The organism is Actinosynnema sp. ALI-1.44, assembly GCF_001984155.1.
In the GTDB taxonomy this organism is placed as follows: Bacteria; Actinomycetota; Actinomycetes; order Mycobacteriales; family Pseudonocardiaceae; genus Kibdelosporangium.
In genome coordinates, this window is sequence record NZ_MTQO01000047.1 from 35,484 (window position 1) to 57,887 (window position 22,404).

Annotated in this window: 20 protein-coding genes; 13 read left to right on the forward strand and 7 right to left on the reverse strand. The window is 69.6% G+C overall.

The features are described 5' to 3' along the window. Window positions 1-367: 367 nt before the first annotated feature. From ALI144C_RS56405 to ALI144C_RS25280, 3 genes are all read left to right on the forward strand, one after another. Window positions 368-1,864 (forward strand): IniB N-terminal domain-containing protein, encoded by a 1,497-nt coding sequence (locus ALI144C_RS56405; RefSeq protein WP_076989658.1) that lies wholly within the window; start codon window positions 368-370, stop codon window positions 1,862-1,864. Between the two features lie 115 nt (window positions 1,865-1,979). Beyond that, window positions 1,980-3,779: a dynamin family protein gene (locus ALI144C_RS25275; RefSeq protein ID WP_076989659.1), complete on the forward strand. Its 1,800-nt coding sequence runs from the start codon at window positions 1,980-1,982 to the stop codon at window positions 3,777-3,779. Then, window positions 3,776-5,221, forward strand: coding sequence for a hypothetical protein (locus tag ALI144C_RS25280; RefSeq protein WP_076989660.1), 1,446 nt, complete (start codon window positions 3,776-3,778; stop codon window positions 5,219-5,221). The genes ALI144C_RS25275 and ALI144C_RS25280 overlap by 4 nt, the downstream gene beginning before the upstream one ends. A 7-nt stretch (window positions 5,222-5,228) precedes the next feature. On the opposite strand, the gene ALI144C_RS25285 is transcribed toward ALI144C_RS25280, so the two are convergent. Continuing rightward, a complete protein-coding gene (locus tag ALI144C_RS25285) occupies window positions 5,229-5,717 on the reverse strand; it encodes a LamG domain-containing protein (protein ID WP_076989661.1) in 489 nt (162 codons plus the stop codon). 417 nt (window positions 5,718-6,134) lie between these two features. On the opposite strand from ALI144C_RS25285, the gene ALI144C_RS55730 reads away from it, so the two are divergent. After that, entirely contained in the window at window positions 6,135-6,617 is a 483-nt protein-coding gene (locus ALI144C_RS55730) for a malectin domain-containing carbohydrate-binding protein (RefSeq protein WP_168211347.1), read from the forward strand. A gap of 57 nt (window positions 6,618-6,674) precedes the next feature. Here ALI144C_RS55730 and ALI144C_RS25295 read toward each other — a convergent pair whose 3' ends face one another. Continuing rightward, window positions 6,675-7,838 (reverse strand): GNAT family N-acetyltransferase, encoded by a 1,164-nt coding sequence (locus ALI144C_RS25295; protein WP_076989663.1) that lies wholly within the window; start codon window positions 7,836-7,838, stop codon window positions 6,675-6,677. A gap of 50 nt (window positions 7,839-7,888) precedes the next feature. Here ALI144C_RS25295 and ALI144C_RS25300 point away from each other — a divergent pair, with 50 nt between their 5' ends. Beyond that, complete coding sequence (locus ALI144C_RS25300; RefSeq protein ID WP_076989664.1) at window positions 7,889-8,926, forward strand: saccharopine dehydrogenase family protein; 1,038 nt, start codon at window positions 7,889-7,891, stop codon at window positions 8,924-8,926. 7 nt (window positions 8,927-8,933) lie between these two features. Here ALI144C_RS25300 and ALI144C_RS25305 read toward each other — a convergent pair whose 3' ends face one another. Together ALI144C_RS25305 and lipA are read right to left on the reverse strand one after the other, a co-directional pair. After that, a complete protein-coding gene (locus ALI144C_RS25305) occupies window positions 8,934-9,623 on the reverse strand; it encodes a DedA family protein (RefSeq protein WP_083753372.1) in 690 nt (229 codons plus the stop codon). Between the two features lie 101 nt (window positions 9,624-9,724). After that, window positions 9,725-10,726 (reverse strand): lipoyl synthase, encoded by a 1,002-nt coding sequence (gene lipA / locus ALI144C_RS25310; RefSeq protein WP_076989665.1) that lies wholly within the window; start codon window positions 10,724-10,726, stop codon window positions 9,725-9,727. 158 nt (window positions 10,727-10,884) lie between these two features. Between lipA and ALI144C_RS25315 the strand changes: the two genes are divergently transcribed. From ALI144C_RS25315 to ALI144C_RS25325, 3 genes are all read left to right on the forward strand, one after another. Beyond that, a complete protein-coding gene (locus ALI144C_RS25315) occupies window positions 10,885-12,342 on the forward strand; it encodes an alpha/beta hydrolase (RefSeq protein WP_168211348.1) in 1,458 nt (485 codons plus the stop codon). 18 nt (window positions 12,343-12,360) lie between these two features. Beyond that, window positions 12,361-13,851: an alpha/beta hydrolase gene (locus ALI144C_RS25320; RefSeq protein WP_076989667.1), complete on the forward strand. Its 1,491-nt coding sequence runs from the start codon at window positions 12,361-12,363 to the stop codon at window positions 13,849-13,851. Between the two features lie 64 nt (window positions 13,852-13,915). Next, window positions 13,916-16,462, forward strand: a complete 2,547-nt coding sequence (locus ALI144C_RS25325; protein WP_237774308.1) for a M14 family zinc carboxypeptidase — start codon at window positions 13,916-13,918, stop codon at window positions 16,460-16,462. Here the strand turns inward: ALI144C_RS25325 and ALI144C_RS25330 are convergent. Both ALI144C_RS25330 and ALI144C_RS25335 read right to left on the reverse strand, forming a co-directional pair. After that, on the reverse strand, window positions 16,443-17,354 hold the full coding sequence (locus ALI144C_RS25330; protein WP_076989668.1) for an oxidoreductase: 912 nt from the start codon (window positions 17,352-17,354) through the stop codon (window positions 16,443-16,445). The genes ALI144C_RS25325 and ALI144C_RS25330 overlap by 20 nt on opposite strands. A 19-nt stretch (window positions 17,355-17,373) precedes the next feature. Next, a complete protein-coding gene (locus ALI144C_RS25335; protein ID WP_076989669.1) occupies window positions 17,374-17,874 on the reverse strand; it encodes a hypothetical protein in 501 nt (166 codons plus the stop codon). A gap of 182 nt (window positions 17,875-18,056) precedes the next feature. On the opposite strand from ALI144C_RS25335, the gene ALI144C_RS25340 reads away from it, so the two are divergent. The 5 genes from ALI144C_RS25340 to lipB are packed head-to-tail and all read left to right on the forward strand — an operon-like array spanning window position 18,057 to window position 21,883. Next, window positions 18,057-18,650 carry a TetR/AcrR family transcriptional regulator gene (locus tag ALI144C_RS25340; protein WP_076989670.1) on the forward strand — a complete coding sequence of 198 codons (594 nt, stop codon included), beginning with the start codon at window positions 18,057-18,059 and terminating at the stop codon, window positions 18,648-18,650. Between the two features lie 14 nt (window positions 18,651-18,664). Continuing rightward, a complete protein-coding gene (locus ALI144C_RS25345; protein ID WP_076989671.1) occupies window positions 18,665-19,597 on the forward strand; it encodes an LLM class F420-dependent oxidoreductase in 933 nt (310 codons plus the stop codon). A gap of 53 nt (window positions 19,598-19,650) precedes the next feature. Further along, complete coding sequence (locus ALI144C_RS25350; protein ID WP_076989672.1) at window positions 19,651-20,541, forward strand: TIGR01777 family oxidoreductase; 891 nt, start codon at window positions 19,651-19,653, stop codon at window positions 20,539-20,541. A 32-nt stretch (window positions 20,542-20,573) separates the two neighbouring features. After that, window positions 20,574-21,152: a phosphatase PAP2 family protein gene (locus ALI144C_RS25355; protein WP_083753373.1), complete on the forward strand. Its 579-nt coding sequence runs from the start codon at window positions 20,574-20,576 to the stop codon at window positions 21,150-21,152. After that, the gene (gene lipB, locus ALI144C_RS25360) at window positions 21,149-21,883 is read left to right on the forward strand and encodes a lipoyl(octanoyl) transferase LipB (RefSeq protein WP_076989674.1); all 735 of its coding nucleotides are present in this window, start codon (window positions 21,149-21,151) and stop codon (window positions 21,881-21,883) included. The genes ALI144C_RS25355 and lipB overlap by 4 nt, the downstream gene beginning before the upstream one ends. 10 nt (window positions 21,884-21,893) lie before the next feature. Here lipB and ALI144C_RS25365 read toward each other — a convergent pair whose 3' ends face one another. Next, window positions 21,894-22,229 (reverse strand): oxidoreductase, encoded by a 336-nt coding sequence (locus ALI144C_RS25365; RefSeq protein WP_143230858.1) that lies wholly within the window; start codon window positions 22,227-22,229, stop codon window positions 21,894-21,896. Between the last annotated feature and the right edge of the window lie 175 nt (window positions 22,230-22,404).

The following is a 22,404-nucleotide window of genomic DNA, read 5'->3' on the forward strand; positions in this document are numbered from 1 at the left end:
ACGGGCGCACTTCCGGGTTACCCCCGGATGGGTCACATCTTCATACCAACCACCAGTTCATCTCGCCGAAGTGGTGCTGATCTCATAGGGGGACACCCTAATGCCCCTAATGGGTCATTGGTTGTAACCCCGATCGGGGAGGGTGATGACTCGGAGTGATCCCCGATGTCGGGGGACGGCCCGGCTCATAGCGTTCGGTCCCAAGCCGGGCAGCCCCTGCCTGGCAGCTCACTGATCCACCGACCCACCGGTGTCGATGGTTCGCCAGTGGACCTGCTCTGGCGGACCGCGGGTGCCGCACCGGTGGGTCTTGATCACCGAGCGCCTGCCCGGTCGCAGTCCCTGTACCCCGTAGGAGAGATTCCCCTTGATCAAGAACGACCCTCCCCAGCCGGCTCCGGCTCCGGCCCCCGCGCCGCAACCTGCCGCCCCGGCCCCGGCTCCCGCCGCTGCCGCCGCCCCGGCCCCCGCCGAGCCCACGCTGCACGACTTCTGCCTCGACCTGCTGACCAACTCGGCGGCGATGAAGGCGTTCGAGGCCGACCCGACCGGCCTGCTGGCCAAGGCGGGCCTGAACGGGATCACCCCCGAAGACGTGCGTGACGTCCTCCCGCTGGTGACCGACCTGGTCCCGACCAACGCCTCGGGCATCAACATCCCGGCCGGTGGCGACAGCTTCGGCGGCGGCTACAAGCTGCCGTTCGGCGAGGTCGAGGGCAGCGGCTACTACGAGTACGGCCCCGAGGGCTTCAAGGGCGGCGCCGAGGGTTCGGTGTCCACGCCCGTCGCGGACGCGTGGGGCGCCGGTCACGTCGAGTACGGCCCGCACGGCGCGCACGCCGGTGGCGAGGGCAAGGTCAGCACGGTTGTCGGCGACGCCGAGGGCTCTGCCTGCCTCGAGGTCGACAAGCACGGCGCCAAGGGTGACTTCGACGGCTCCGTGTCCGTCGTCCCGGGTGTGGCCGCCGCCAGTTCCGGCGAGTTCGAGGTCAGCAAGCACGGCGTCAGCGCTGGCGGCGACGCCGGTGTGACTACTGCGTACGGTTCGGCCGCGGGCACCGCCGGCGTCGATGTCGGCAAGGACGGCATCCACCTCGGTGCGGGTGGCGGTCTCGACACCCCGGTCGGCGCGTTCGGCGCGGCCAGCGCGGTCAGCCTCGACGAGGACGGCCTGGCGATCAACGGCGGCGTGCACTCGCCGTTCGGCTCGGCCGAGAGCGGCTTCTACCTCGGCCCGCAGCACGAGACCGGTGGCCAGGCCTACGGCGGCATCGACCTCGGCGGCCCGCTCGACAACACCGTCAGCCTGACCACCTTCAAGGGTGTCGGCCTCAACCAGGACCTGGCGCCCAGCCTGTCCGGCGACATCACGAACGTGCCGAACAAGGCCGTCACCGACCCGACCGCCGTCACCGGTGCTCTGCTCGGTGCCGTCCCGCAGCTGCCCGCGATCCCCGGCCTGCCGCAGATCCCGCTCAGCGACGTCAAGCTGCCGTCCCCGGACCTGCCGGTCGACGTCCCCGCCGTCCCCGCGCTGCCGCAGCTGCCTGTCGAGCAGGTCACGCACACGGTCAGCACGGTCCAGGAGACGGTGACCAGCACTGTCAGCGGCCACGTCCCCGCGGTCGACACCCCGGCCGTGCCGCACGCGCCGGAGCTGCCGAAGTTCGAGCTGCCCAAGCTGGACCTGCCCAAGGTCGACCTGCCGAAGCTGGACCTGCCGAAGCTCGACGTGCCGAACGTCGACCTGCCGAAGCTGCCCGGCGCGGACGCCGCCCACAACGGTGTCGGTGGCCTGCTTGACCACAACCCGGTTTCCGACGTCGTGCACAACGTCGCGGACGACCTGCACCTGGGCCTGTAAGCCCAGTTCACACGGCCGGAGGCCGGGTTCACCCTCGGGGGGCGGACCCGGCTTCCGGTTTCTTGTGACGTGGACACCCTTTCACCCGAACGGTCGAGCACGGCACACTGTTCGGGTGACTGCGGCGACCTGGCTCGAGGTGCTGGACCAGACCATCGGAGCGTCCGTCGTCCACCACAGACCTGACCTGGCCGAACGGCTCAGAGCCAAGCGGGCCCAACTGCTGGACCCGCAGATCAGGGTGATGGTGATCGGCGAAGCCAACCAAGGCAAAAGCCAACTGGTGAACGCTTTGGTCGGCGCTTCGGTGTGCGCGGTCGGCGACGACGTGACAACGGCCGCGCCCACGATCGTGCGCTACGCCGAACAACCAGCCGCAGCTCAGTTGCTGTTCGACGCGGCAGGCGCGGAACCACACCGCATGCCGCTCCCCGTCGAGAACGCGTACCACCGCGGCGCGGACCCGGTGACCACCGAAGTCCGGCTGCCACGCAAGATTCTCGCCGCCGGGCTGGTGATCATCGACACGCCCGCGGTCGGCAACCTGCACCAGTTGCGCGCGCAGAGCACGTTCGCCGCGTTGAACGGCGCCGACGCGGTCGTGCTCGCATCCGGCGCGTCTCAGGAGCTGTCCGCGACGGAACTGGAGCTGTTGCGCCACGTGCACCGTTCGTGCCCGACGATTCTGGTGGCGTTGACGAAGATCGACCTGGCCGCGCAGTGGCGTGCCGTGGTCGAGCGCAACCGGCGACACCTTGCCAGGGCAGGGGTCTCGGCGGCGATCGTGCCGGTGTCGTCGACGTTGCGGCTGCGGGCGATGGCCAACGACGACGAGGCGATGAACGCCGAGTCGGGTTTCCCCGCGCTGCTGGAACGTCTGCGCACGGACGTCCTGCCGGTCGCGTCGAACCCGTTGTCCCGGCAGAACTTCGCGTCGATGGCAGGCACGGTCCTCGCGGAGCTGGTCGGTCAGGTCAACAAGGAGCTCGCCGCGCGTCCGGACGACAGCACCGCACCGGCGGTCGCGGAGTACATGCGGGCCCAGCAGAAGGTGGCGGATCTGCGGCGGTGGACGGGCAAGTGGCAGAACGTCCTCGGCGACGAGATGGCCGACCTGATCTCGGACCTGGAGTACGACCTGCGTGACCGCACCCGCAAGATCGTCCGCGAGGTGGACACCGCCTTCGACGAGGCCGACCCGGCCAAGACCTGGGACGAGTTCGAGGAATGGCTCAACAAGAACCTGACCGAGGCGGCCGAGGTCAACTTCAACTGGCTGGTGCGACGCGCGTGGTGGGTGGCCGACCGGGTGGCGGAGTGCTTCCCCGATCGGCAGGACGTGCTGCCCGCGTCGGTGATCCCGCACGACGCGGACATGGACCCCGGTGACACGCAGCCACCGAAGATGGAGAAGTTCACGCCTGGCCAGATGGTCTTCACGGGCCTGCGCGGATCCTACGGCGGTGTACTGATGTTCGGCCTGATCACCAGCCTTGCCGGGCTGCCGCTGATCAACCCGATCTCGATCGGCGCGGGCCTGGCCCTCGGCGGCAAGAGCATCGGCGAGGAAGGCGAGTCGCGGCTCAAGCGGCGCCAGGCGGCGGCGAAGGCCGTGGCCCAGCGGCACGTGGACGACTTCTTCCTGCGGTTCTCCAAGGACTGCAGGGACGCGGCCCGCAGGATCCAGCGCGGCCTGCGCGACCACTTCACCGAACTGGCCGAACAGATCCAGCAGAAACTGACCGACGAGGCCACCGCCGCCCAGAAGTCGGCACAGGCCGAACTGGCCGCGCGGCAGCACAAGGAGCAGGAGTTGCGGCAGGCGTTGACCCAGTTGACGCACCTGCACGGCCAGCTGACCAAGATCGCGGGAACACTGCCGGGAGCGCGCGACCCATTGGAGATCTCCGCGTGAGCGCAACCGTCGACGAGGCGGTGTGGGCGCTGCTGCACGACGCCCTCAGGCTCTACCAGGACAGCCCCAGGGCGACGAACTGGCTGAGGCACCACATCAGCAGGTTCGACTCGCCGCTGCGCATCGCGGTGGCCGGCCGCGCGGGCAGCGGGAAGTCGACCGTGGTGAACGCGATCGTGGGCGACGAAGTGGCCCCGGTCGACGTGAAGGGCCCGGTCTTCACCTGGTACCAGGACGGCCCGCAGCCGAGCGCGACCGTCTACATGAGACACGGGCCGCCGGGTGAGCCGCCGCTGGGCAGGGTGGACGGGCGGCTGGACCTCGACCTGACCGGGTACGACCCGGACGGGATGGCGAAGATCGTCGTCGACTGGCCTGCCCGGGTGCTGCGGGACATCTCGCTGATCGACACCCCGCCGATCGCCGACGAGATCGCCGAGCAGCTGGCGGCGGAAGCGGACGCACTGCTGTACCTGACCCCGCAGGTGCACGTGCTGGACGTGCGCTTCCTCCAGTCCACCCAGGACCACCCGGTGGCCAGGGCGGCGCCGGTGAACGCGATCGTCCTGCTCTCCAGGGCCGACGAGACCGGCGGTGGCCGGATCGACGCGCTGACAGCGTCCAAACAGGTCGCACGCCGCTACCGCGGTGACGCGCGAGTGCGTGGTCTGTGCCAGAACGTGGTGGCGGTGTCGGGGCTGGTCGGCCAGGCGGGCAGGACGTTGCCGGAGGAGCTCTACCGGAGCCTGGCGTCCCTCGCCACGGCCCCGCGCCAGGAGACCGACGAGCTGTTGCTGACAGCGGACCGGTTCACCCGCGCCGAGCACGCACTGCCGCCTGCGACACGTCGTGAGCTCGCCGAGCGGCTGGGGATCTTCGGCATCCGCCTGTCGACGGCGCTGATCAGGCAAGGGGCCGACAGCAGGAACAAACTGGCTGCCGAGCTCGTGCAGCGCAGCGGGCTGAACGAGCTCAAGGAGTCGGTCCGCGTGCTGTTCATCGACCGGCGAAAGGTCCTCAAAGCCCGGTCGGCGCTGCTCGGGTTGGACGTGGTGCTGAGGATGGAGCCCAAGCCGGGCGCCGCGAACCTCGTCACCGAGGTGGAACGGGTACTGGCCGGGGCGCACGAGTTCCACGAACTGCGGCTGCTCGGCGGCCTGCTGTCCGGGCGCACCAGGCTGCCGGAGGAGTTGGCAGGCGAAGCCGTGCGGCTCATCGGCGGAGCGGGTACGAGCCAGGGCTCCCGGCTCGGCTTCGATCGTGAACCGTCCCCCGGCGAAGTGCACGCCACCGTTCGCGACGCCCTGACCAGGTGGCGGGAGCAGTCCGAGAACCCGATGCTGGACAGCTCCGAGCGCGAGGCCGCCCGGGTCGTCGTCCGGAGCTGCGAGGCCATGCTGAACCGGCCCGTCATGGCCGAGCCCGGATGGCCCCGGGGCTGACCGGTGTTCACGACACGGGAGTGGAACGGTCGGCGGTGACCTCGGCAGCGCTCAACGCCCGGTTGTAGACCCGGACATCGTCGACCGGCCCGCAGAAGTACTCACCCCAGATCAGGTTCCCGCCGATCCGGAGGGGATTGCCGGACCCAGCGAGGTTCCCGGCGCTGGCGACCGAGGAAACCTGGACCCCGTTGACGTACAGCCGAATGGTTGTGGCGTCGTAGATCACGGCGAGATGGGTCCACGCGTTGGCTGGGACGGCGCCCGTACCGTTGACATTCCGATCAGTCGAGCCAACCCGTGCCCCGCCGAACGACAGGGCACCGCACGTGTTCCCGGCGGCGGACCATCCGGCGCCGGCCATGGTTCCGTTGTGCCCCTTGCCGGTCCGGTCGTTCAGCACGGAACCGGAGCCCTCGTCGAAGTTGGACGCGGCGACCGGCCCGGTGTTGGCCACGGTGACCGAGACCGAAGCCGAGGTGGCAGTGTTGCCCACGCAAGAGCGTGAACGTCAGCGGGAACGCCGTCGCGGACTTCGCGCTGGAGCCCAAGGTCGACGGCTACGGCTACACCCCGCGGCACGTCACGCCGTCGTGGGTCGACACCGCCACCGCGTTGCAGCGGACCGGTGACAACGCCTCGGCGAACGCCAACCTGCCGTTCCCGGTCACGTTCTACGGCAAGACGTACAAGACCGCCGCGGTGCACACCGACGGGTACCTGGCCTTCGCCGGGACCGGTGCGCCGGGCGGCCGCCTGTCGGCCGAGTTGGTCCTCACCGAGGGCGGCCGGATCCAGGTGCAGTACAACGGGATCGATCAGAACAACCCGGCCGAGTCCGGCGCGGGCGCCACGGTCGGCCTGGAGAACGAGACCGGCTCCGTCGCCGATCGGCATCCCGATCAAGGTGGTCGTGCCCAAGACCCGGGTCGGCTTCGACTCGGGCGGCACCGGTGGCGTCGACGCGCTCGGCGACACGTGGAGCCCGGACCAGGCGTACTCCACCGGCGGCGCGGGCTGGCTCGGCCAGTCGTCGAAGCCGGTGAGCACGACCGAGTCGATCTCGGGCACCGGGGAGCAGGCGCACTACCAGACCCAGCGGGAAGGTGCCTACGAGTACCGGTTCGACGGGCTGGGCAAGGGGACCTACCAGGTCGAGCTGAACTACGCCGAGCTCGGCTGGACGGATCCGAACGCGCGGCTGTTCGACGTGATCATCGAGGGCAAGCTGGTCACACCCGCGTTGGACGTCGCCGGTGAGGTCGGTGGCTTCGCCGCCCTGGCCACGTCGCAGTTCGTCCAGGTCGACGACGGTCAGCTCAACATCCGCTTCGTCTCACGGGCGGGTGCGCCGATCGTCAACGGCGTCCGCGTAACCGAACGCCCCGACAAGTAAAAGACCTCGTGAGTGGTTACCAGGGTTGGAACCCCGGTAACCACTCACGAGCTTTTTCTAGAACTCGGCGAAGACGTAGGGGACCTGGCGGGGGAACAGCGTGGCCAGTCCGGCCGGGTCGGGGATGGTGCCGAGGCCACGCAGGGCGATGTCCTCCGGGGTGAGCACGCCGTAGACCAGCGCGGCGAAACCTGCCGGGGTCAGGGTGACGGTCGGATCGCCCGAGGTGACCTCCAACCGGCCGGATGTGCCGTCCAGGACGTACTTCCCGGCGATGAACGGGTCGTCGACGATCTCGACACCGATCCGGCCCGGTCCGACCGCCATGCCTTCGAGCGCCTCCACCGACAGGACACGTCCCATCGGCGCGTGCCCGGCCGACGGTTTGACCTCGATGGGGCCGGTGAGGTCGGTGGCCCACAGTTCGGGGAACTCGTCCGGCGCGACCGGCACCACGATCTCCTGCATGTGGTCGGCGTGCATGGCGAAGAACTGCAACAGCAGCGAACGGCCGAGCGGGCTCGTGTACAGGAAGCTGTCGGCGCGCAGGATGGCCTTGCCGCCGTCCCGTTCGATGCGGTACGCGGCCGCGCCGATCACCTCGCCACCCGACTTGGCGGTGACGAGCCAGTGCTCGTTGCGGTCCCGGAACCGCACGTCCCGCGACTCGGGGAACACCGCGAACCCGTGTCGCTGGGTCAACAGGCGCTCCTTGAGCCCGCGGTAGAGCGGATGCCCGGTGCCGATCTGCTGCCACTCGGTCTCTCCGTCCAGTTCCAGCGCGCGCAGCTCGCCCAGTCCCGCCGGGTCGAACCGGGCATAGCGCGGTTTGGGCATGCCGACGTAGCCGAACTTGGCGTAGAAGGACGCACGGAACGGGTAGAGCACGCTGACAGCGTGGCCCTCGTCGCGCATTTGGCCGAGCAGTTCCGTCAGCAGATCCCGGATGTAACCGCGGCGCCGCACCTGGGGCTGTGCGGCCACGCCCGCGACACCGGCCATCGGGTGGACCGTGCCGCGGACGTTCTGCCGCAGGGGGATCGCGGAGGCTTCGGCGACCGAAACGCCGTTCTCCTCGTTGATCAGCACAACGCTTTCGGTGAAGTACGACATGGACTCCTGCCACTTCGCGCGGCTGTCCTCGGGCAGCGGCGAGTGGGAGAAGGCGTACTCGATCGTACGAAGGTCGGCCTGGTCTGCGGAGATCCGGCGAATTCCCATGTCGCCAACTTATCGGCGAACACTGCTACTCGGCGGTAACATCCAGGGTCATGACGTGGATGGTGTACGGCGCCAACGGCTATACCGGCAAGCTCGTCGCGCGTCTGGCGGTCCAGCGAGGGGAGCGTCCCGTGCTGGCCGGGCGCAACCCCGAAGTGCGGGAACTGGCCGCCGAACTGGGCCTCGAGCACCGGATCTTCGGCTTGGACAGCGCATCGGGCGGACTCGACGGGATCGACGCGGTCGCCCACTGCGCCGGCCCGTTCTCCGCGACGGCCCGGCCGATGGTGAACGCCTGTCTGACCTCGAAGACGCACTACCTGGACATCACCGGCGAGATCGCCGTGTTCGAGGAGATCTTCCGCCGCTCGGACGAGGCCGAGGCCGCCGGGGTCGTGCTGCTGCCCGGCGCCGGGTTCGACGTCGTGCCCAGCGACTGCCTGGCCGCGTCACTGGCCGAGGCGCTGCCGGGGGCCACGTCGTTGAAGCTCGCGTTCATCGCGGGCGGCGGGTTCAGCCCCGGCACGCTCAAGACCACCGTCGAGGGGATGGCGGCCGGTGGCCGGGTCCGCAGGGACGGCAAGCTGGTGACTGTCCCAGTCGGACACTCCACGGTGAGCGCCGCGTTCCCGTCGGGCACGCGCGGGGTCGTGTCGCTGCCGTGGGGCGATGTCGCCTCCGCGTACCGGTCGACCGGGATCCCGAACATCACCAACTACACGGCGGTCGGGCTGCCCGCCGGGCTGGTCAGCCGGGCCCAGCGGTTCTCGGCGCCGGTGATGCGCACCGACGTGGCGCAGCGGATCGGCAAGAAACTGGTCGGCCTGATCGCCGGGCCGGGGGACAAGCGGCGGGCGGGCAGCCGCGCGGAGTTCTGGGGCGAGGCCCGCGACGACTCCGGCCGCACCGCGACCGCCACCCTGGTCACGCCCAACTCCTACGACATCACCGCGGACGCCGTCGTGCGGATCGCGACCGGGATCGCCCGCGTGAAACCCGGTTCGCACACCCCGGCCACCGCGTTCGGGGCCGGGTTCGTGCGGACTCTGGACGGGGTGACCGCCGGTGCGGTCACCGTCACGTCCTGAAAGAGGCTCAGGCCGACTCGACGGCGCGCTCGGACTCGGGTGCCTGGGTCGCGGCGAGTGCCTTGGCCTTGGCCTTCTTGCGCTTGCGGACCGTGAACACGATGAACCCCACGAGCACGAGCGCCGCCACCACGATCAGGCCACCGGTGTTGAGGTACTTCTCGAGCTGTTTGGCCGCCGCGCCCAGTGACGCGCCGATCGAGATGTGCGCGAGCGACCACGTGGCCGCGCCGAGCATCGCGGCAGGCAGGAACTTGCGGTACGGCAGACCGGCCGTGCCCGCCGCGGCGGGCATCAGCGTGCGCACCACCGGCAGCCAGCGGCCGAAGAACACCGCCCACGCGCCGCGTTTGCGCAGGATGCCGGTGGTCTTGTCCCAGCCTTCCGCGCCGTACTTCTGGATCAGCTTCGTCTCGCGCAGCGACGGGCCGAACCGCTTGCCGATGGCGTAGCCGATCGAGTCACCGCAGGCCGCCGCCACCGTGACCACCGCCCACAGGACGAGGAACCGGGCCAGTGAGAAACCCTCCGGCCCGGCCGACACCGTGGTCGACGCGATCAGCAGCCCGGCCTCGCCTGGTGCGATGAAACCGAGGCCGATGGTGCATTCCAGCAGGATCAGTCCGCCGGTCGCGCCGACCAGCGCGGGTTGCGGCAGCTGCGCCAGCCAGTCGAGAACGTCGCCTACCAAAGCCACTGGATTCGTCCCTCTCCGGTCATCGGGCGGTTATGCCCATGAGAGACGTACAGGCAAGCGTGCTGGTTCCACGAAACGTCCCCCGGTCGATGGAGTCCACCCTACCGGGAAAGCAGCGACCCGATCTCCTGGCTGGCGGGCCCCTGCTCGGCCAGGTGCGCCAGGTTCTCCGGCACAGCCTCGCCACGATGGGCCATGGCCTGGGCGTAGAGCCGTCCGGCGCGGTACGAGGACCGCACCAGCGGACCGGCCATCACGCCGGCGAACCCGATCTCTTCGGCTGCCTCTTTGTGCTGCACGAACTCCTCGGGCTTGACCCACCGGTCGATCGGGTGGTGGCGCGGCGACGGGCGCAGGTACTGCGTGATGGTCACGATGTCCGTGCCTGCCTCGTGCAGGTCGCGCAGCGCCTCGGTGACCTCGTCCGGCGTCTCGCCCATGCCGAGGATCAGGTTCGACTTGGTCACCAGGCCGAACTCGCGAGCCTGGGTGATCACCTCGAGTGACCGCTCGTAGCGGAAGCCCGGCCGGATCCGCTTGAAGATCCGCGGCACGGTCTCCAGGTTGTGCGCGAGCACCTCGGGCCGCGAGCCGAACACCTCGGCCAACTGGTCAGGGTCGGCGTTGAAGTCCGGGATCAGCAGCTCGACGCCGGTGCCCGGGTTCATCGTGTGGATCTGGCGGACCGTCTCGGCGTACAGCCACGCGCCGCCGTCGGCCAGGTCGTCACGGGCGACCCCGGTGACGGTCGAGTACCGCAGGCCCATCGCCTGAACCGATTCGGCGACCTTGCGCGGCTCCTCGCGGTCCAGCGTCGCGGGCTTGCCGGTGTCGATCTGGCAGAAGTCGCACCGCCGCGTGCACTGGTCGCCGCCGATGAGGAACGTGGCCTCGCGGTCCTCCCAACACTCGTAGATGTTGGGACAACCGGCCTCCTCGCAGACCGTGTGCAGGCCCTCCCGCCGGACCAGGGCTTTGAGCTCGGTGTACTCCGGGCCCATCCGCGCCTTGGTCTTGATCCACGGCGGCTTCTTCTCGATCGGGGTCTGGCTGTTGCGGACCTCCACACGCAGCAGCTTTCGTCCCTCCGGCGCCACAGTCACAGATCACAGGTTACGCCTTGTCCGAACGTGTCCGGGGTCACGTGAGACCCCTAAGGGCTCGCATGGTCCGGCAAGCCGATGCGGAGGTGCCGTGGTGATCCCTAACGTCGGCGAGGTCGCAGCCACTTTATGGCGGTGACATGCCAAGAGGGGGACGCATGCGACTGCTCGTTGTGAGTGTCATGATCGCCGGGGTGCTGGCCATCCCGGCTGCCGCCGAAGCCACGCAGTTGTCCTGGCAGCCGTGTGACGGGCTGGCGTTGGAGTGCGCCACGGTCAGCGTGCCGCTGGACTACCGGAAACCCGCGGGCCGCAGGATCGATGTGATGGTGTCCCGCAAGAAGTCCACCAACCCGGCGGCCCGGCGGGGCGTGCTGCTGCTCAACCCGGGCGGGCCGGGCAACTCCGGGCTGGACATGCCGCTGCAGATGGCCGAGGCTGCGCCGAGAAGCCTGACCGACGCCTACGACCTGATCGGGTTCGACCCGCGGGGCACCGGCCGCAGCGCACCGAACACGTGCGCGCTCACACCGGATCAGGCGAACCTGAGCAAGCTGGTGCCGTACCCGGCCGCGAACGGGGACATCCGCCAGTCGGTGGAGTACGCGCGTGAGGTCGCCAAGCAGTGTTTCGAGAACTCCGGCGACCGGTTGCCCTTCATCACGACGGCGAACACCGCGCGGGACATGGACCGGATCCGGGTCGCGTTGGGGGAGCGGAAGATCTCATACTTCGGCACGTCGTACGGGTCGTACCTCGGTGCGGTGTACACGACGCTGTTCCCGGCCCAGTCGGACCGGATCCTGTTGGACAGCGTGCTCGACCCGCGCGATCTGTGGCAGGGCGCGTGGCGCAACTGGGGTCCGGCGATCGAGGAGCGCTTCGGCGACCTCGCCGCGTGGATGGCGGGCCGGGACTCGACCTATGGCCTGGGGGCCACGCCGAAAGCGGTGCGGGACAAGTACTTCGCGTTGGCCGCGAAGCTGGATGCCCATCCGGTGGGGAAGTTGACCGGCAACACGTTCCGTGCGCTGAACAGGGTCGCGTTGATCAGCGACGACAACTTCCCCGGAACGGCGCAGATGTGGCGCGCGCTCGACCGCGGCGAGACGGTCCCGGACATCGAGTTCCCGATCGACCAGAGCATGGCGGCCACCCTGTGGGGCGTCGCCTGCAACGACGCGCCCTCGTCCCGTGACGTCATGCGGTACCAATGGGACGTGCTCGCCGACCGCGCGCGGAACCCGATCAGCAACGGGATGCCGTCGAACGTCTGGCCGTGCGCGTTCTGGCCGACCAGGCGCATCGAGCCGCAGGTGCGGATCACCGACCGTGGCCCGGGCAACGTGTTGCTGACGCAGAACATGCGCGACCCGTCGACACCGGTGTCCGGGGCACGCGCGATGCGGGCGGCGCTGGGCGACCGGGCCCGCCTGGCGACCGTGAACCAGGGCGGCCACGGCTCCTATCTGGCAGCCGGCAACGCCTGCGTCGACCGGATCGGCACGGACTTCCTCGTCTCAGGCGTACGTCCGGCGACGGACGTGCACTGTGGCCCCGAGCCCCGAACCGCGCGCAAGGAGGGCGCGCCGCACAACCGGAAAGGGATCTCCTGACTTCATGGAGGAAAGCGGATGCGATCGCTCCTGGTGAGCGCACTGATCTCCGGAACACTGGTAGTCCCGGTCACTGCCGCGAACGCGGCACCGGGACTCGAATGGCGGCCCTGCGACGGGATACCGCTGGAATGCGCGACGCTCAGCGTGCCGTTGGACTACCGCAAGCCCAACGGCACGAAGATCGACGTCGCGGTGTCACGCAGGAAGTCCACCAATCCGGCCGCCCGGCGGGGCGTGCTGCTGCTCAACCCGGGCGGTCCCGGCGGCCCCGGGCTCGGCCTGCCGCACATCATCGGGCAGATGGCGCCCAAGAGCGTCACCGACGCGTACGACCTGATCGGGTTCGACCCGCGCGGCACCGGCCGCAGCACCCCGAACAGCTGCGCGTTGACCCCGCAGCAGATCGTCGGCACCAGGGTGATCCCGTACCCGTCGCCGAACGGGGACATCCGGCCGTCGGTGGAGTACGCGCGCCAAGTGGCGAAGCAGTGTTTCGAGAACTCGGGCGACCGACTGCCTTACGTGACAACGGCGAACACCGCGCGTGACATGGACCGGATCCGGGAGGCGTTAGGCGAGAAGAAGATCTCGTACTTCGGCATCTCCTACGGCTCGTACCTCGGCGCGGTGTACACGACGATGTTCCCGCGCCAGTCGGACCGGATCGTGCTGGACAGCGTGGTCGACCCGCGCGGGGTCTGGCGTGGCGTCTGGCAGAACTGGGGCGCGTCCACCGAGGAGGTCTTCGAGGACTTCGCCAAGTGGGCCGCCGAGCGGCACGCCACCTACGGCCTCGGCGCGACACCCAAAGCGGTCCGGGACACATACCTCGCGCTGACCACCAAGCTGGATGCCCAGCCCATCGCGCACGTGACTGGCAACATGCTTCGTGGGGTGACTCGCGGCGCGCTCTACGGTCCGTCCGAGTACCCGCAGCTGGCCGCAATGTGGCAGCAGCTTCTGCGTGGCGATCCCAGCGGGGTCCCGAACGCTCCAGGAGGGAGCCAGGAGACCGTTGCCACCCTGTGGGGTGTCGTGTGCGGGGACGCCCCCTGGCCCCGCAACCTCCCGCTGCACCAGCTCCAGGTGCTGCGCGACAAGCACAAGTACCCGATCACCAACGGCATGCCGTCGAACGTGTGGCCGTGCGCGTTCTGGCCGACAAAGCCGATCGAGCCGGTTGTCCGGATCACCGACCGTGGCCCCAGCAACGTCCTGCTGACGCAGAACCTGCGCGACCCGGCCACGCCGCTGGGCGGCGCGCGGAACATGCGAGCCGCGATGGGCGACCGGGCGAAGCTGGTGACAGCGGACGAGAGCGGGCACGGTACGTACATCATCGCGGGCAACCCGTGTGTCGACGCCATCGGCACGGAGTTCCTGGTCAACGGCAAACTCCCGGCCCGTGACGTCGCGTGCGGGCCAGCGGGCCAGACACCGGCCGTCACGTCCGGTCAGCACGCCGAGCTGGTCAAGCAGTTGCGCCAAGGGCAATTCCCCCTCTGAGGAAGGGTTGACACGGGCACCTCCCAGTTGACTGACTACCCCAGTCCACTGGGAGGTGCTTTTCGTGCAGAAACGTCCGGTCGGCAGACCGGTAGTCGCTTCGCTGTTGTCACTGCTGATGGTCGTCACGCTGGCCCCGTCCGCCGCGGCGGCGCCCGCGCGGTCGCCCAAGGGGGAGGAGCCGGGCAACGGCCCGGAACGCAACGAGGTCGCGGCGGTGGATCCGCCGTCGGTCGCGAACCGTTCCGCGCTGGCAGGCAACAAACCCGGGTCGCGGGAGGGCTACCCGCGCACCACGCAGCTGCGGGTCTACCCCGAAGATCCCGCTGACAAGTCCATCAAACTGGGGCTCACGCCGTACCACGCGATCGCGCCAAGGCTCAACGCGCTGCAGGGCCGCAGCAACCGGATCTCGGTCGAGGTGGTCGGGCAGTCCGGTCTCGGCCGTGACCTGTACCTGGTCACGTTGACCGCGCCGGAGCGCCCGTCGGAGACCCGGCAGCAGGAGCGCTGGCGCGACCAGATCGAGAACGACCCGGCGTCGGCGGCCCGTGACCGCGGCCTGGCGCGGGAGTACAAGACGCCGGTCTGGATCAACAACAACATCCACGGCAACGAGTGGGAAGGCACCGACGCCGCGCTGCGGCAGATCGAGTACCTGGCAACCACCCGGGACCGCAAGGCGCTGGACCTGTTGTCCCACAGCCGGATCTACTTCAACGTCACGGCCAACCCGGACGGCCGCAACCTCGGCACCCGCGCCAACGCCAACGGCTTCGACCTCAACCGCGACTTCGTCACCTCCACGCAGCCGGAGGGCGTCGCGATGCGGGACATCGTCAAGACGGTCCAGCCGGTGCTGATGCTCGACGAGCACGGGTACGTCGACGGCACGCTGATCGAGCCGACCGGCCCGCCGCACGGCCAGAACTACGACTTCGACCTGTTCATCAAGCACGGCTACGCCAACGGCCTGAACATCGAGAAGGCCGTCAAGGCGACCGGCCACCCGGAGGCGCAGAACACGCAGATCCCGTTCCGCGACTACCCGTCCGGCGAGTGGGACGGCTGGGCGCCGATCTACACCGCCCAGTACTCGATGTTCCACGGCGCGATCTCGTACACCATCGAGATCCCGCAGCGGGTCAACAACGACGCCTACACCCTGCCGGAGACCGAGCTGCGCCGCCGCTCGGCGATCAACACCGACGTGTCCGAGGCGAGCATGACGGCCAGCCTCGCGTACGTGCGGGACAACCGACAGGCCCTGGTCGCCAACCAGATCGAGATCTTCCGGCGTGGCGCGGCCGGTGAGGCGCAGCGCCACATCCCGGACGGGTTCGTGCCCGGCTTCGGGCCGGAGGACCGGTTCACGACCAAGTTCCCGCGCGCCTACGTGATCCCGGCCGGTTCCACCCAGCGATCCGGTGCGGCCGCCGCGCGCCTGGTCGACCAGCTCGTCGCGCACGACGTCCGCGTCCGTCAGGCGGAGCGGCCGTTCTCGCTGGCGGGACGGACCTACCCGGCCGGGTCGTACATCGTCGACATGCACCAGCCCAAGCGGGCACTGGCCAACGCGATGCTGGAGCAGGGCAGGGATGTCTCGGCCAGCGCCGAGGTGATGTACGACATCTCCGGCTGGAGCCACCGCCTGCTGTGGGGCGCGTCCGTGGACATCGTCCAGGGCGGTGACCTGCGGGTCTCGAGCAAGCCCGTGACCGCGGCGTCGCCGACCGGTGGCGTCGACGCCGGGCCGGGCCAGGACCTGGCGATCACCGTGCGGGACGGCAAGGACGCCTCGGCGGTCAACGACCTGCTGGGCCGGGGCATCGAGCTCCGGCGGCGGTCGAACGGGTCCGTGGTCGTCCCGGCTTCGGCCCGGGTGGCCGCCTTGCAGGTCGCGGACCGCTACGGCGTGCGTTTCGGCCTGGCCCCGTCGGGCGAGGCGGGTGTGGTGCTGCGGCGGCCGACCTTGGCGGCGGCGGTCGGCAGTGACGAGTTGTTCGCGTTGCGGGACATGGGCTTCGAGGTGCGCCCGGTGTCCACTGCCACGCTGAACGACGGCTTCGACCTGTCGCGGGTGGACGTCCTGCTGGTGTCGTCAGGGCTGCGCTACGACCAGCTCAACGCGGCGGCGAAGGCCGCGGTGGACGCGTTCGCGGCACGCGGCGGCGTGATCACCCGTGGTGCCACGGGGTCGAAGTTCAACGCCGACGCGAAGCTGTTGGAAGTCACGGCGGTCGCGGGTCGCGGTGACGCGAACGGGATCGTCAACGTCACCAACGGAACCGGACCGATCGGGACCGACGCACTACCACAGTCCTTTGTGTACTCGCCGCAGTGGTTCACCGGGCTCGGCGCGGGTGTGACCGTGGAACAGCGGTACGCCACGGGCAATCTGTTGGCGGCGGGGCACTGGCGGCCCAACGCGGACGGAACCGGCGGTCCGGTCGCGGCGAGCGGGCAGCCCGTGGTCGTCTCGGGTGCCGACGAGCGTGGCGCCAAGGTGGTCATGTTCGGCACGGAGCCGCTGTTCCGTGCGCACCCCAAGGGCCTCTACGCCCAGGTCGCCAACGCCGTGTATTGGAGTGCTACGAGAAATCCGGTGTGACACCGGTCAGTTCGGCAGTGACGTCCCAGAGCCGCCGCCCGAGCGCTTCGTTCGTGGCGGCGGCTCTCGGCCGTACTTTCACCGGCGGGCCGAACAACTCCATCGCCCACTTGGGACCGAAGTAGTCGCCGTTGCGCACATCCGGCGCGGTCGCCGCGTACAACTGGGGCAAGGCCCCGACCGCCGCCGACGGCAGCACCCGGCGCATACCCCAGTCCAGGATCTGGCCGGGGACACTGCGGTCCCGCATCCGCACCGAGTTGCCCACCAGGTTCGTCGCCGCCATCCCCGGGTGGCCGCCGGTGCTGATCAGGTTCAGGCCCGCGGCTTCGGCGCGGCGGGCCAGTTCGACCATGAAGATCAGGTTGGCCAGCTTGGACTGGCTGTAGCCCGCGGCGATCGAGTAGCGGCGGCGCTCGAAATTGGGGTCGTCGAGGTCCAGGCCCGCGCCCCGGGACGCCAGGCTGGTCACGGTGACCACCCGGCCATCCTTGACGGCCGGCAACAGCAGCCACGTCAACGCCGCGTGCCCCAGGTGGTTCACGCCGAACTGCAACTCGAAACCGTCCGTGGTCCTGGTGAACGGCGTCCCCATCACGCCCGCGTTGTTCATCAGGATGTCGAGCTTGTCGCCGGTCCGTTCCCGCACCTTCGTCGCGGCCTTGCGAACGGAGGCGAGGTCGGCCAGGTCCAGCTCGATCAGCTCGGCGTTGCGCCCGACCTCGGCGACTGCCCTGCGGCCGCGTTCCGGATCGCGGGCGGCGACGAGAACGCGCGCCCCCATCCCGGCGAGCACCTTGGCGCTGCGCAGACCCAGACCGGAGTTGGCACCGGTGACCAGCGCCGTCCGGCCGGTCTGATCGGGGATGTCAGCCTCTGACCAGTGCGCCATCCGGCGAATATATGCCGTGTCAGGCGCTCGCCACGAGCCTGCGAAGGAGTTGTTCCACCACGCCGCACTTGCGGGCGGGCTGCTCGGCGGCCGTTTGGAGCAGCGTCCGGAATGCCGCTCCCACTCGGGTGATCTCCTCGGTCGGCTCGTGCGCCTCGGCCAGGCCCGCGGCCAGTGCGAGCGTGCGTTTCTCCGCCTGGCGCTGCGGGCGCAGTTCCTCGTAGCGGTCGGCGTGGGCCTCAAGCACCGCGTACAACGTGGGGTTGTCGGCGACGACCTGTCGCCACGCGTCCGAGATCGCGTCGACCATGTCGGCCGACGGGTCGTTCTCCGCCTCGGACAGTGCCGTTCCCAGCCTGCCGGTGAGCTTCATCGTCCACCGGTAGTGCATCGCCAGGAGCAGTTGCGCCGGGTCGGTGAACGCCGGTGACTGCGGCAGCGGTCCGCCGGGGTTCTTCCCGGCCCGCACCAGTACCGAGTCGATCGCGTCGCGCCGCTCGTAGTAGTCGTTCCAGCTCATGTCGGTTCCCTCCAGCCTTGGTCAGGCCACCGCGCACGTGTCCGCCCGGCCCCGAGTCCCCTCCTGAGTTCGTGACCTGGGTCATACCGCCGGTTTGCGGCATACCATCGGTATGTGCGACACGGTCAACATACCACGAGTACGTACCATCGGTATGTCGTACTGTTGCGAGGATGTCGATAATGCGGTCGCGTCGAGCGGACTACTCGGAATCCACCAAGGAGGCCTTGGTCGACTCCGCCATCGACCTGTTCACCAAGAACGGGTACGCGTCCACCTCGCTCGACGCGATCGTCAAGCGCGCCCGCGTCACCAAAGGCGCGCTCTACCACCACTTCAGCGGAAAGCAGGCGCTCTTCGAGGCCGCGTTCAACAAGGTGTCCAACCGCGCGTCGGCCCAGCTGCACAAATCGGTCGAGGGCGAGGGCGCGCCGTGGGAACGCGCGCTGGAAGGCGTGCAGGAGTTCATCAAGGTCTGCCTTGACCCGACCTACCAGCGGCTGGTCATCCGCGAGGCGCCGATCGCGATGGGCTTCGAGCGCTGGCGCGAGGCCGAGGAGAAGTACAGCTACGGCATCGTGCGCGGCATGCTCGAACAGCTGATCGGCGAGGGTGAACTCGGCGACGTCCCGCTGGAGGCGACCGCCCGGATGATGCACGCGTCGCTGGCGGCGGGCGCGCAGATCATCGCCGAGGCGAGCGACTCGAAGAAGGCCAGTGCCGAGGTGTTCACCGTTCTGATCCATATGATCGATGGGATCCGGCGTGACCACTGAGTTACGTTGGGGCGGTGGAACTGAGGATCTTCACCGAACCGCAGCAAGGGGCCGGCTACGGCGACCTGCTGAAGGTCGCGCGAGCCGCCGAGGACGCCGGTTACGACGGGTTCTTCCGCTCCGACCACTACCTCAAGATGGGGACGGTCGACGGGCTGCCCGGCCCGACCGACGCGTGGGCCACGCTCGCCGGGCTCGCGGTGCAGACCAGCCGCGTCCGGCTGGGCACCCTGATGAGCGCGGCGACCTTCCGGCTGCCAGGACCGCTCGCCATCACCGTCGCCCAGGTCGACCAGATGTCCGGCGGCCGTGTCGAGTTCGGCATCGGCAGCGGCTGGTTCGCCGAGGAACACGCCGCGTACGGCATCCCGTTCCCCGAACTGGGTGACCGATTCGACATGTACACCGAACAGCTCGAGGTGATCACCGGCCTGTGGACCACCCCGTTGCACGAGAGGTTCTCGTACGCGGGCAAGCACTACCAGGTCACCGACTCGCCCGCGCTGCCGAAACCGGCGCAGCGGCCACGGCCGCCGGTGATCATCGGCGGTCGGGGGACCAAGCGCACCCCGGCGCTGGCCGCCCGGTTCGCCGACGAGTTCAACCTGCCGTTCACCACCCAGGACGTGGCCGCCGCGCAGTACGAGCGGGTCGACGACGCCTGCCGGGCGATCGGCCGCGACCCGGCGGGCATGGTCCGGTCCATCGCGCAGGTCGTCTGCGTCGGCTGGGACGACGCCCAGGTCGCGCGGCGAGCAGGCGTGATCGGCCGGGACGTGGACGAGCTCAAGCGCAACGGACTGGCCGGAACCCCGGCCGAGATCGTCGACCGGATCGGGCAGTGGCGCGAGAGCACCGGTGTCAGCCGGATCTACCTCCAGGTGCTGGACCTCAACGACCTCGACCACCTCGAACTGATCGCGGCCGAGGTCGCGCCGCAGCTGTGACCACCCGTTCGGGCGGATCGGCGCGAATGGGCGTTCCTCACTAGGATCGGCCCATGCGCGTCGTCGTCGCCGGTTCGTCCGGCATGATCGGGACCCTGCTCGTTTCGGCGCTGCGCAGCGAAGGCCACGACGTGGTGCGGCTGGTCCGGCGCACGGCGTCGGCGCCGGACGAGCGCTCGTGGGATCCGCCGTCGGGCCGGATCGACGACGGGGCACTGGATGGCGCCGAGGCGGTCGTGAACCTCTGCGGCGCCCCGATCACGCTGACCCGGCTGAGCAACGCGCGCAAGCAGGTACTCCTCGACAGCCGCGTCGAACCGACCGAGGTGCTCGCCGCCGAGGTCGCCGAACGCGACATCCCCTTGCTGGTCAACGCTTCCGCTGTCGGTTACTACGGCGACACGGGCGGCCGCGTCGTCGACGAGACCACGCCGCCCGGCGTCGGCTTCCTGTCCCAGATGTGCAAGCAATGGGAAGGTGCCACCCAGGCGGCGGTGGACGCGGGCGCCCGCGTCGCGATCCTGCGGACCGGGCTCGTGCTCAGCAAGGACGGCGGGCTGCTCGGTCCGCTGCGGCTGCTGTTCTCGTTCATGCTCGGCGGGCGGCTCGGCGACGGGCGCCAGTACATGCCGTGGATCCACCAGGCCGACCACATCAACGCCGTGCTGCACATCCTCAGGACCGAATCGGTGCGCGGCCCGGTGAACATGACCGCGCCCAACCCGGTGACCAACGCCGAGTTCACCCGGGCGCTGAGCCGCGCGCTCGGCAGGCCCGCGCCGTGGGTCGCGCCGAAGTTCGCGCTGCGGCTGGCATTGGGCGAACTGGCCGACGAAGGCGCGCTCGCCAGCCAGCACGTCATACCCAAGGTGTTGCAGGACAACGGCTTCGCGTTCGCGTACACCACCGTGGACGAGGCGTTGGGCTCGGTGGCCAAGCGTTGACCCGAGCTTGTGCGTGGGGACTTGCCCTGCTCGTGACGTTTCTCCTGCTCGGGTACCTGGTGCGGGATTCGGCGTGGTCGCTGGATCTCGCCGTGTCCGACATCACCGGCGGGATCTGGCAGACGACCGCGGGCACCGTGATCTGGGTGGTGTCCGACATCCTCGGACCGGTCCAGCCGATCGTGTGGTTCTTCGTCCTCGCGATCGCGGCGGTCCGGGCGCGGCGCGACGCCTTCGTGGTGAACGTTCTCCTGCGGTGCATGGTGTTGCTCGCCGCGTGCCGTGCCGTGTCGTTGTTCAAGGGCGTGTACGAACGGGTCCGGCCACGGGACTATGTGGACTTCAGCTACCCCAGCGGGCACGTGGTGTCGATGGCCAGCGTCGCGTTCACCGGGATCGTGCTGTGCGGCTGGCTGGCGCGCCACCTGCTGCGCAAGGCGATCGCGCTCGGCGTCACGCTGGTCGTGATCAGCGCCGCCTGCCGGGTGCTGCTGGACGTGCACTGGTTCACCGACGTGCTGGGCGGCACGCTCGGGGTGACCGCTGTCGGGCTGCTGGTTGCCGCCGCGTTGCGGCTGATCCCGCTCCGGGAGCGTAGGGTTTCCCCGTGATCGAGACATCCTGCCGTGCCACCACGCGACCCGTGGACACGCGTGAGATCGGCGTCGTCGACTACCTCGCCGCGTGGGACCTCCAGCGTGAACTGGCCGACGCCCGCGCTTCCGGCACCGCCCCCGACACGCTGCTGTTGCTCGAACACCCCTCGGTCTACACCGCGGGCAAGCGCACCCAGCCCGACGAGCGCCCCGCCGACGGCACGCCCGTGATCGACGTCGACCGCGGCGGCAAGATCACCTGGCACGGTCCGGGCCAGTTGGTCGGCTACCCGATCGTGCACCTGGCCGATCCGATCGACGTCGTGCAGTACGTCCGGCGGATCGAGGAGGCGCTGATCTCCGTGTGCGCCCGGTTCGGCCTGGCGACCGGCCGGGTCGAGGGCCGCAGCGGGGTCTGGCTGGCCGCCGACTCGCGCGGGCCCGAGCGCAAGATCGCCGCGATCGGCATCCGCGTGCAGCGCGGCGTGACCATGCACGGCTTCGAGATCAACTGCAACGCCGACCTGACCGCTTTCGACCGGATCGTGCCGTGCGGCATCCGCGACGCCGGGGTGACGTCGCTGAGCTGGGAGTTGGGCCGCGACGTGACCGTCGCCGAGGTGCTGCCGCTGGCCCGTGACGCGGTGCTGGCCGCCCTGGACGGCACCCTGCCCGTCGCCGACCACTGGCTGCCCCGCGCGGGCGAACCCGCCACGCCCGGCGTCACGTTCGCGCTGAAGTCCTGAGGTCCCGGGTTCAGGAGTTGCGGCGCTTCTCCTCCTCGGCCTTGCGCCGGGTGTAGTCGCGCATGCGCTGTGGGTAGCCGACGATCCCCGCGTCGTACACCGGGATGCTGTGCTTCTTGCCGAAGCTCCGGGCGGCGGCCTCGTCGTCGATGCGCCTGCGCGTCCACTCGCCGTCGGAGGCGATGAGGACCACAGTCGTATGTGTCACATTGGTGCGCGGCTCGACGTACGCCTCGACACCCCGCCTGGACTGGGCCCACGCCGCCAGGTGATCGATGTCCTTCGAGGTGGCGGTGCGTGTGACGCCTGCCTTCGGCTTGCGGCGCAGCTTGTCGAAAATCCCCACCTGGACGACCTCCTTCACTGTCCGATATCGCACATTCTCCACCGGTGACCTGAGACGTACCTGTGCACCCGCACGACACACCTGGCCAGTTCGCAAGCCTGCCCGGTGAAGTGACAAGATGGCGTGTGGTCGGACCTCCCGCCCACCGGCGTGGTCCGAAAGAGACGAAAGCTTC

Coding starts and splice junctions, on each gene's coding strand:
- ALI144C_RS25320 (WP_076989667.1), top strand. CDS start 12,361: ATGCGATCGCTCCTGGTGAGCGCACTGATCTCCGGAACACTGGTAGTC.
- ALI144C_RS25315 (WP_168211348.1), top strand. CDS start 10,885: ATGCGACTGCTCGTTGTGAGTGTCATGATCGCCGGGGTGCTGGCCATC.
- ALI144C_RS25300 (WP_076989664.1), top strand. CDS start 7,889: ATGACGTGGATGGTGTACGGCGCCAACGGCTATACCGGCAAGCTCGTC.
- ALI144C_RS25335 (WP_076989669.1), bottom strand. CDS start 17,874: ATGAGCTGGAACGACTACTACGAGCGGCGCGACGCGATCGACTCGGTA.
- ALI144C_RS25330 (WP_076989668.1), bottom strand. CDS start 17,354: ATGGCGCACTGGTCAGAGGCTGACATCCCCGATCAGACCGGCCGGACG.
- ALI144C_RS25350 (WP_076989672.1), top strand. CDS start 19,651: ATGCGCGTCGTCGTCGCCGGTTCGTCCGGCATGATCGGGACCCTGCTC.
- ALI144C_RS25295 (WP_076989663.1), bottom strand. CDS start 7,838: ATGGGAATTCGCCGGATCTCCGCAGACCAGGCCGACCTTCGTACGATC.
- ALI144C_RS25340 (WP_076989670.1), top strand. CDS start 18,057: ATGCGGTCGCGTCGAGCGGACTACTCGGAATCCACCAAGGAGGCCTTG.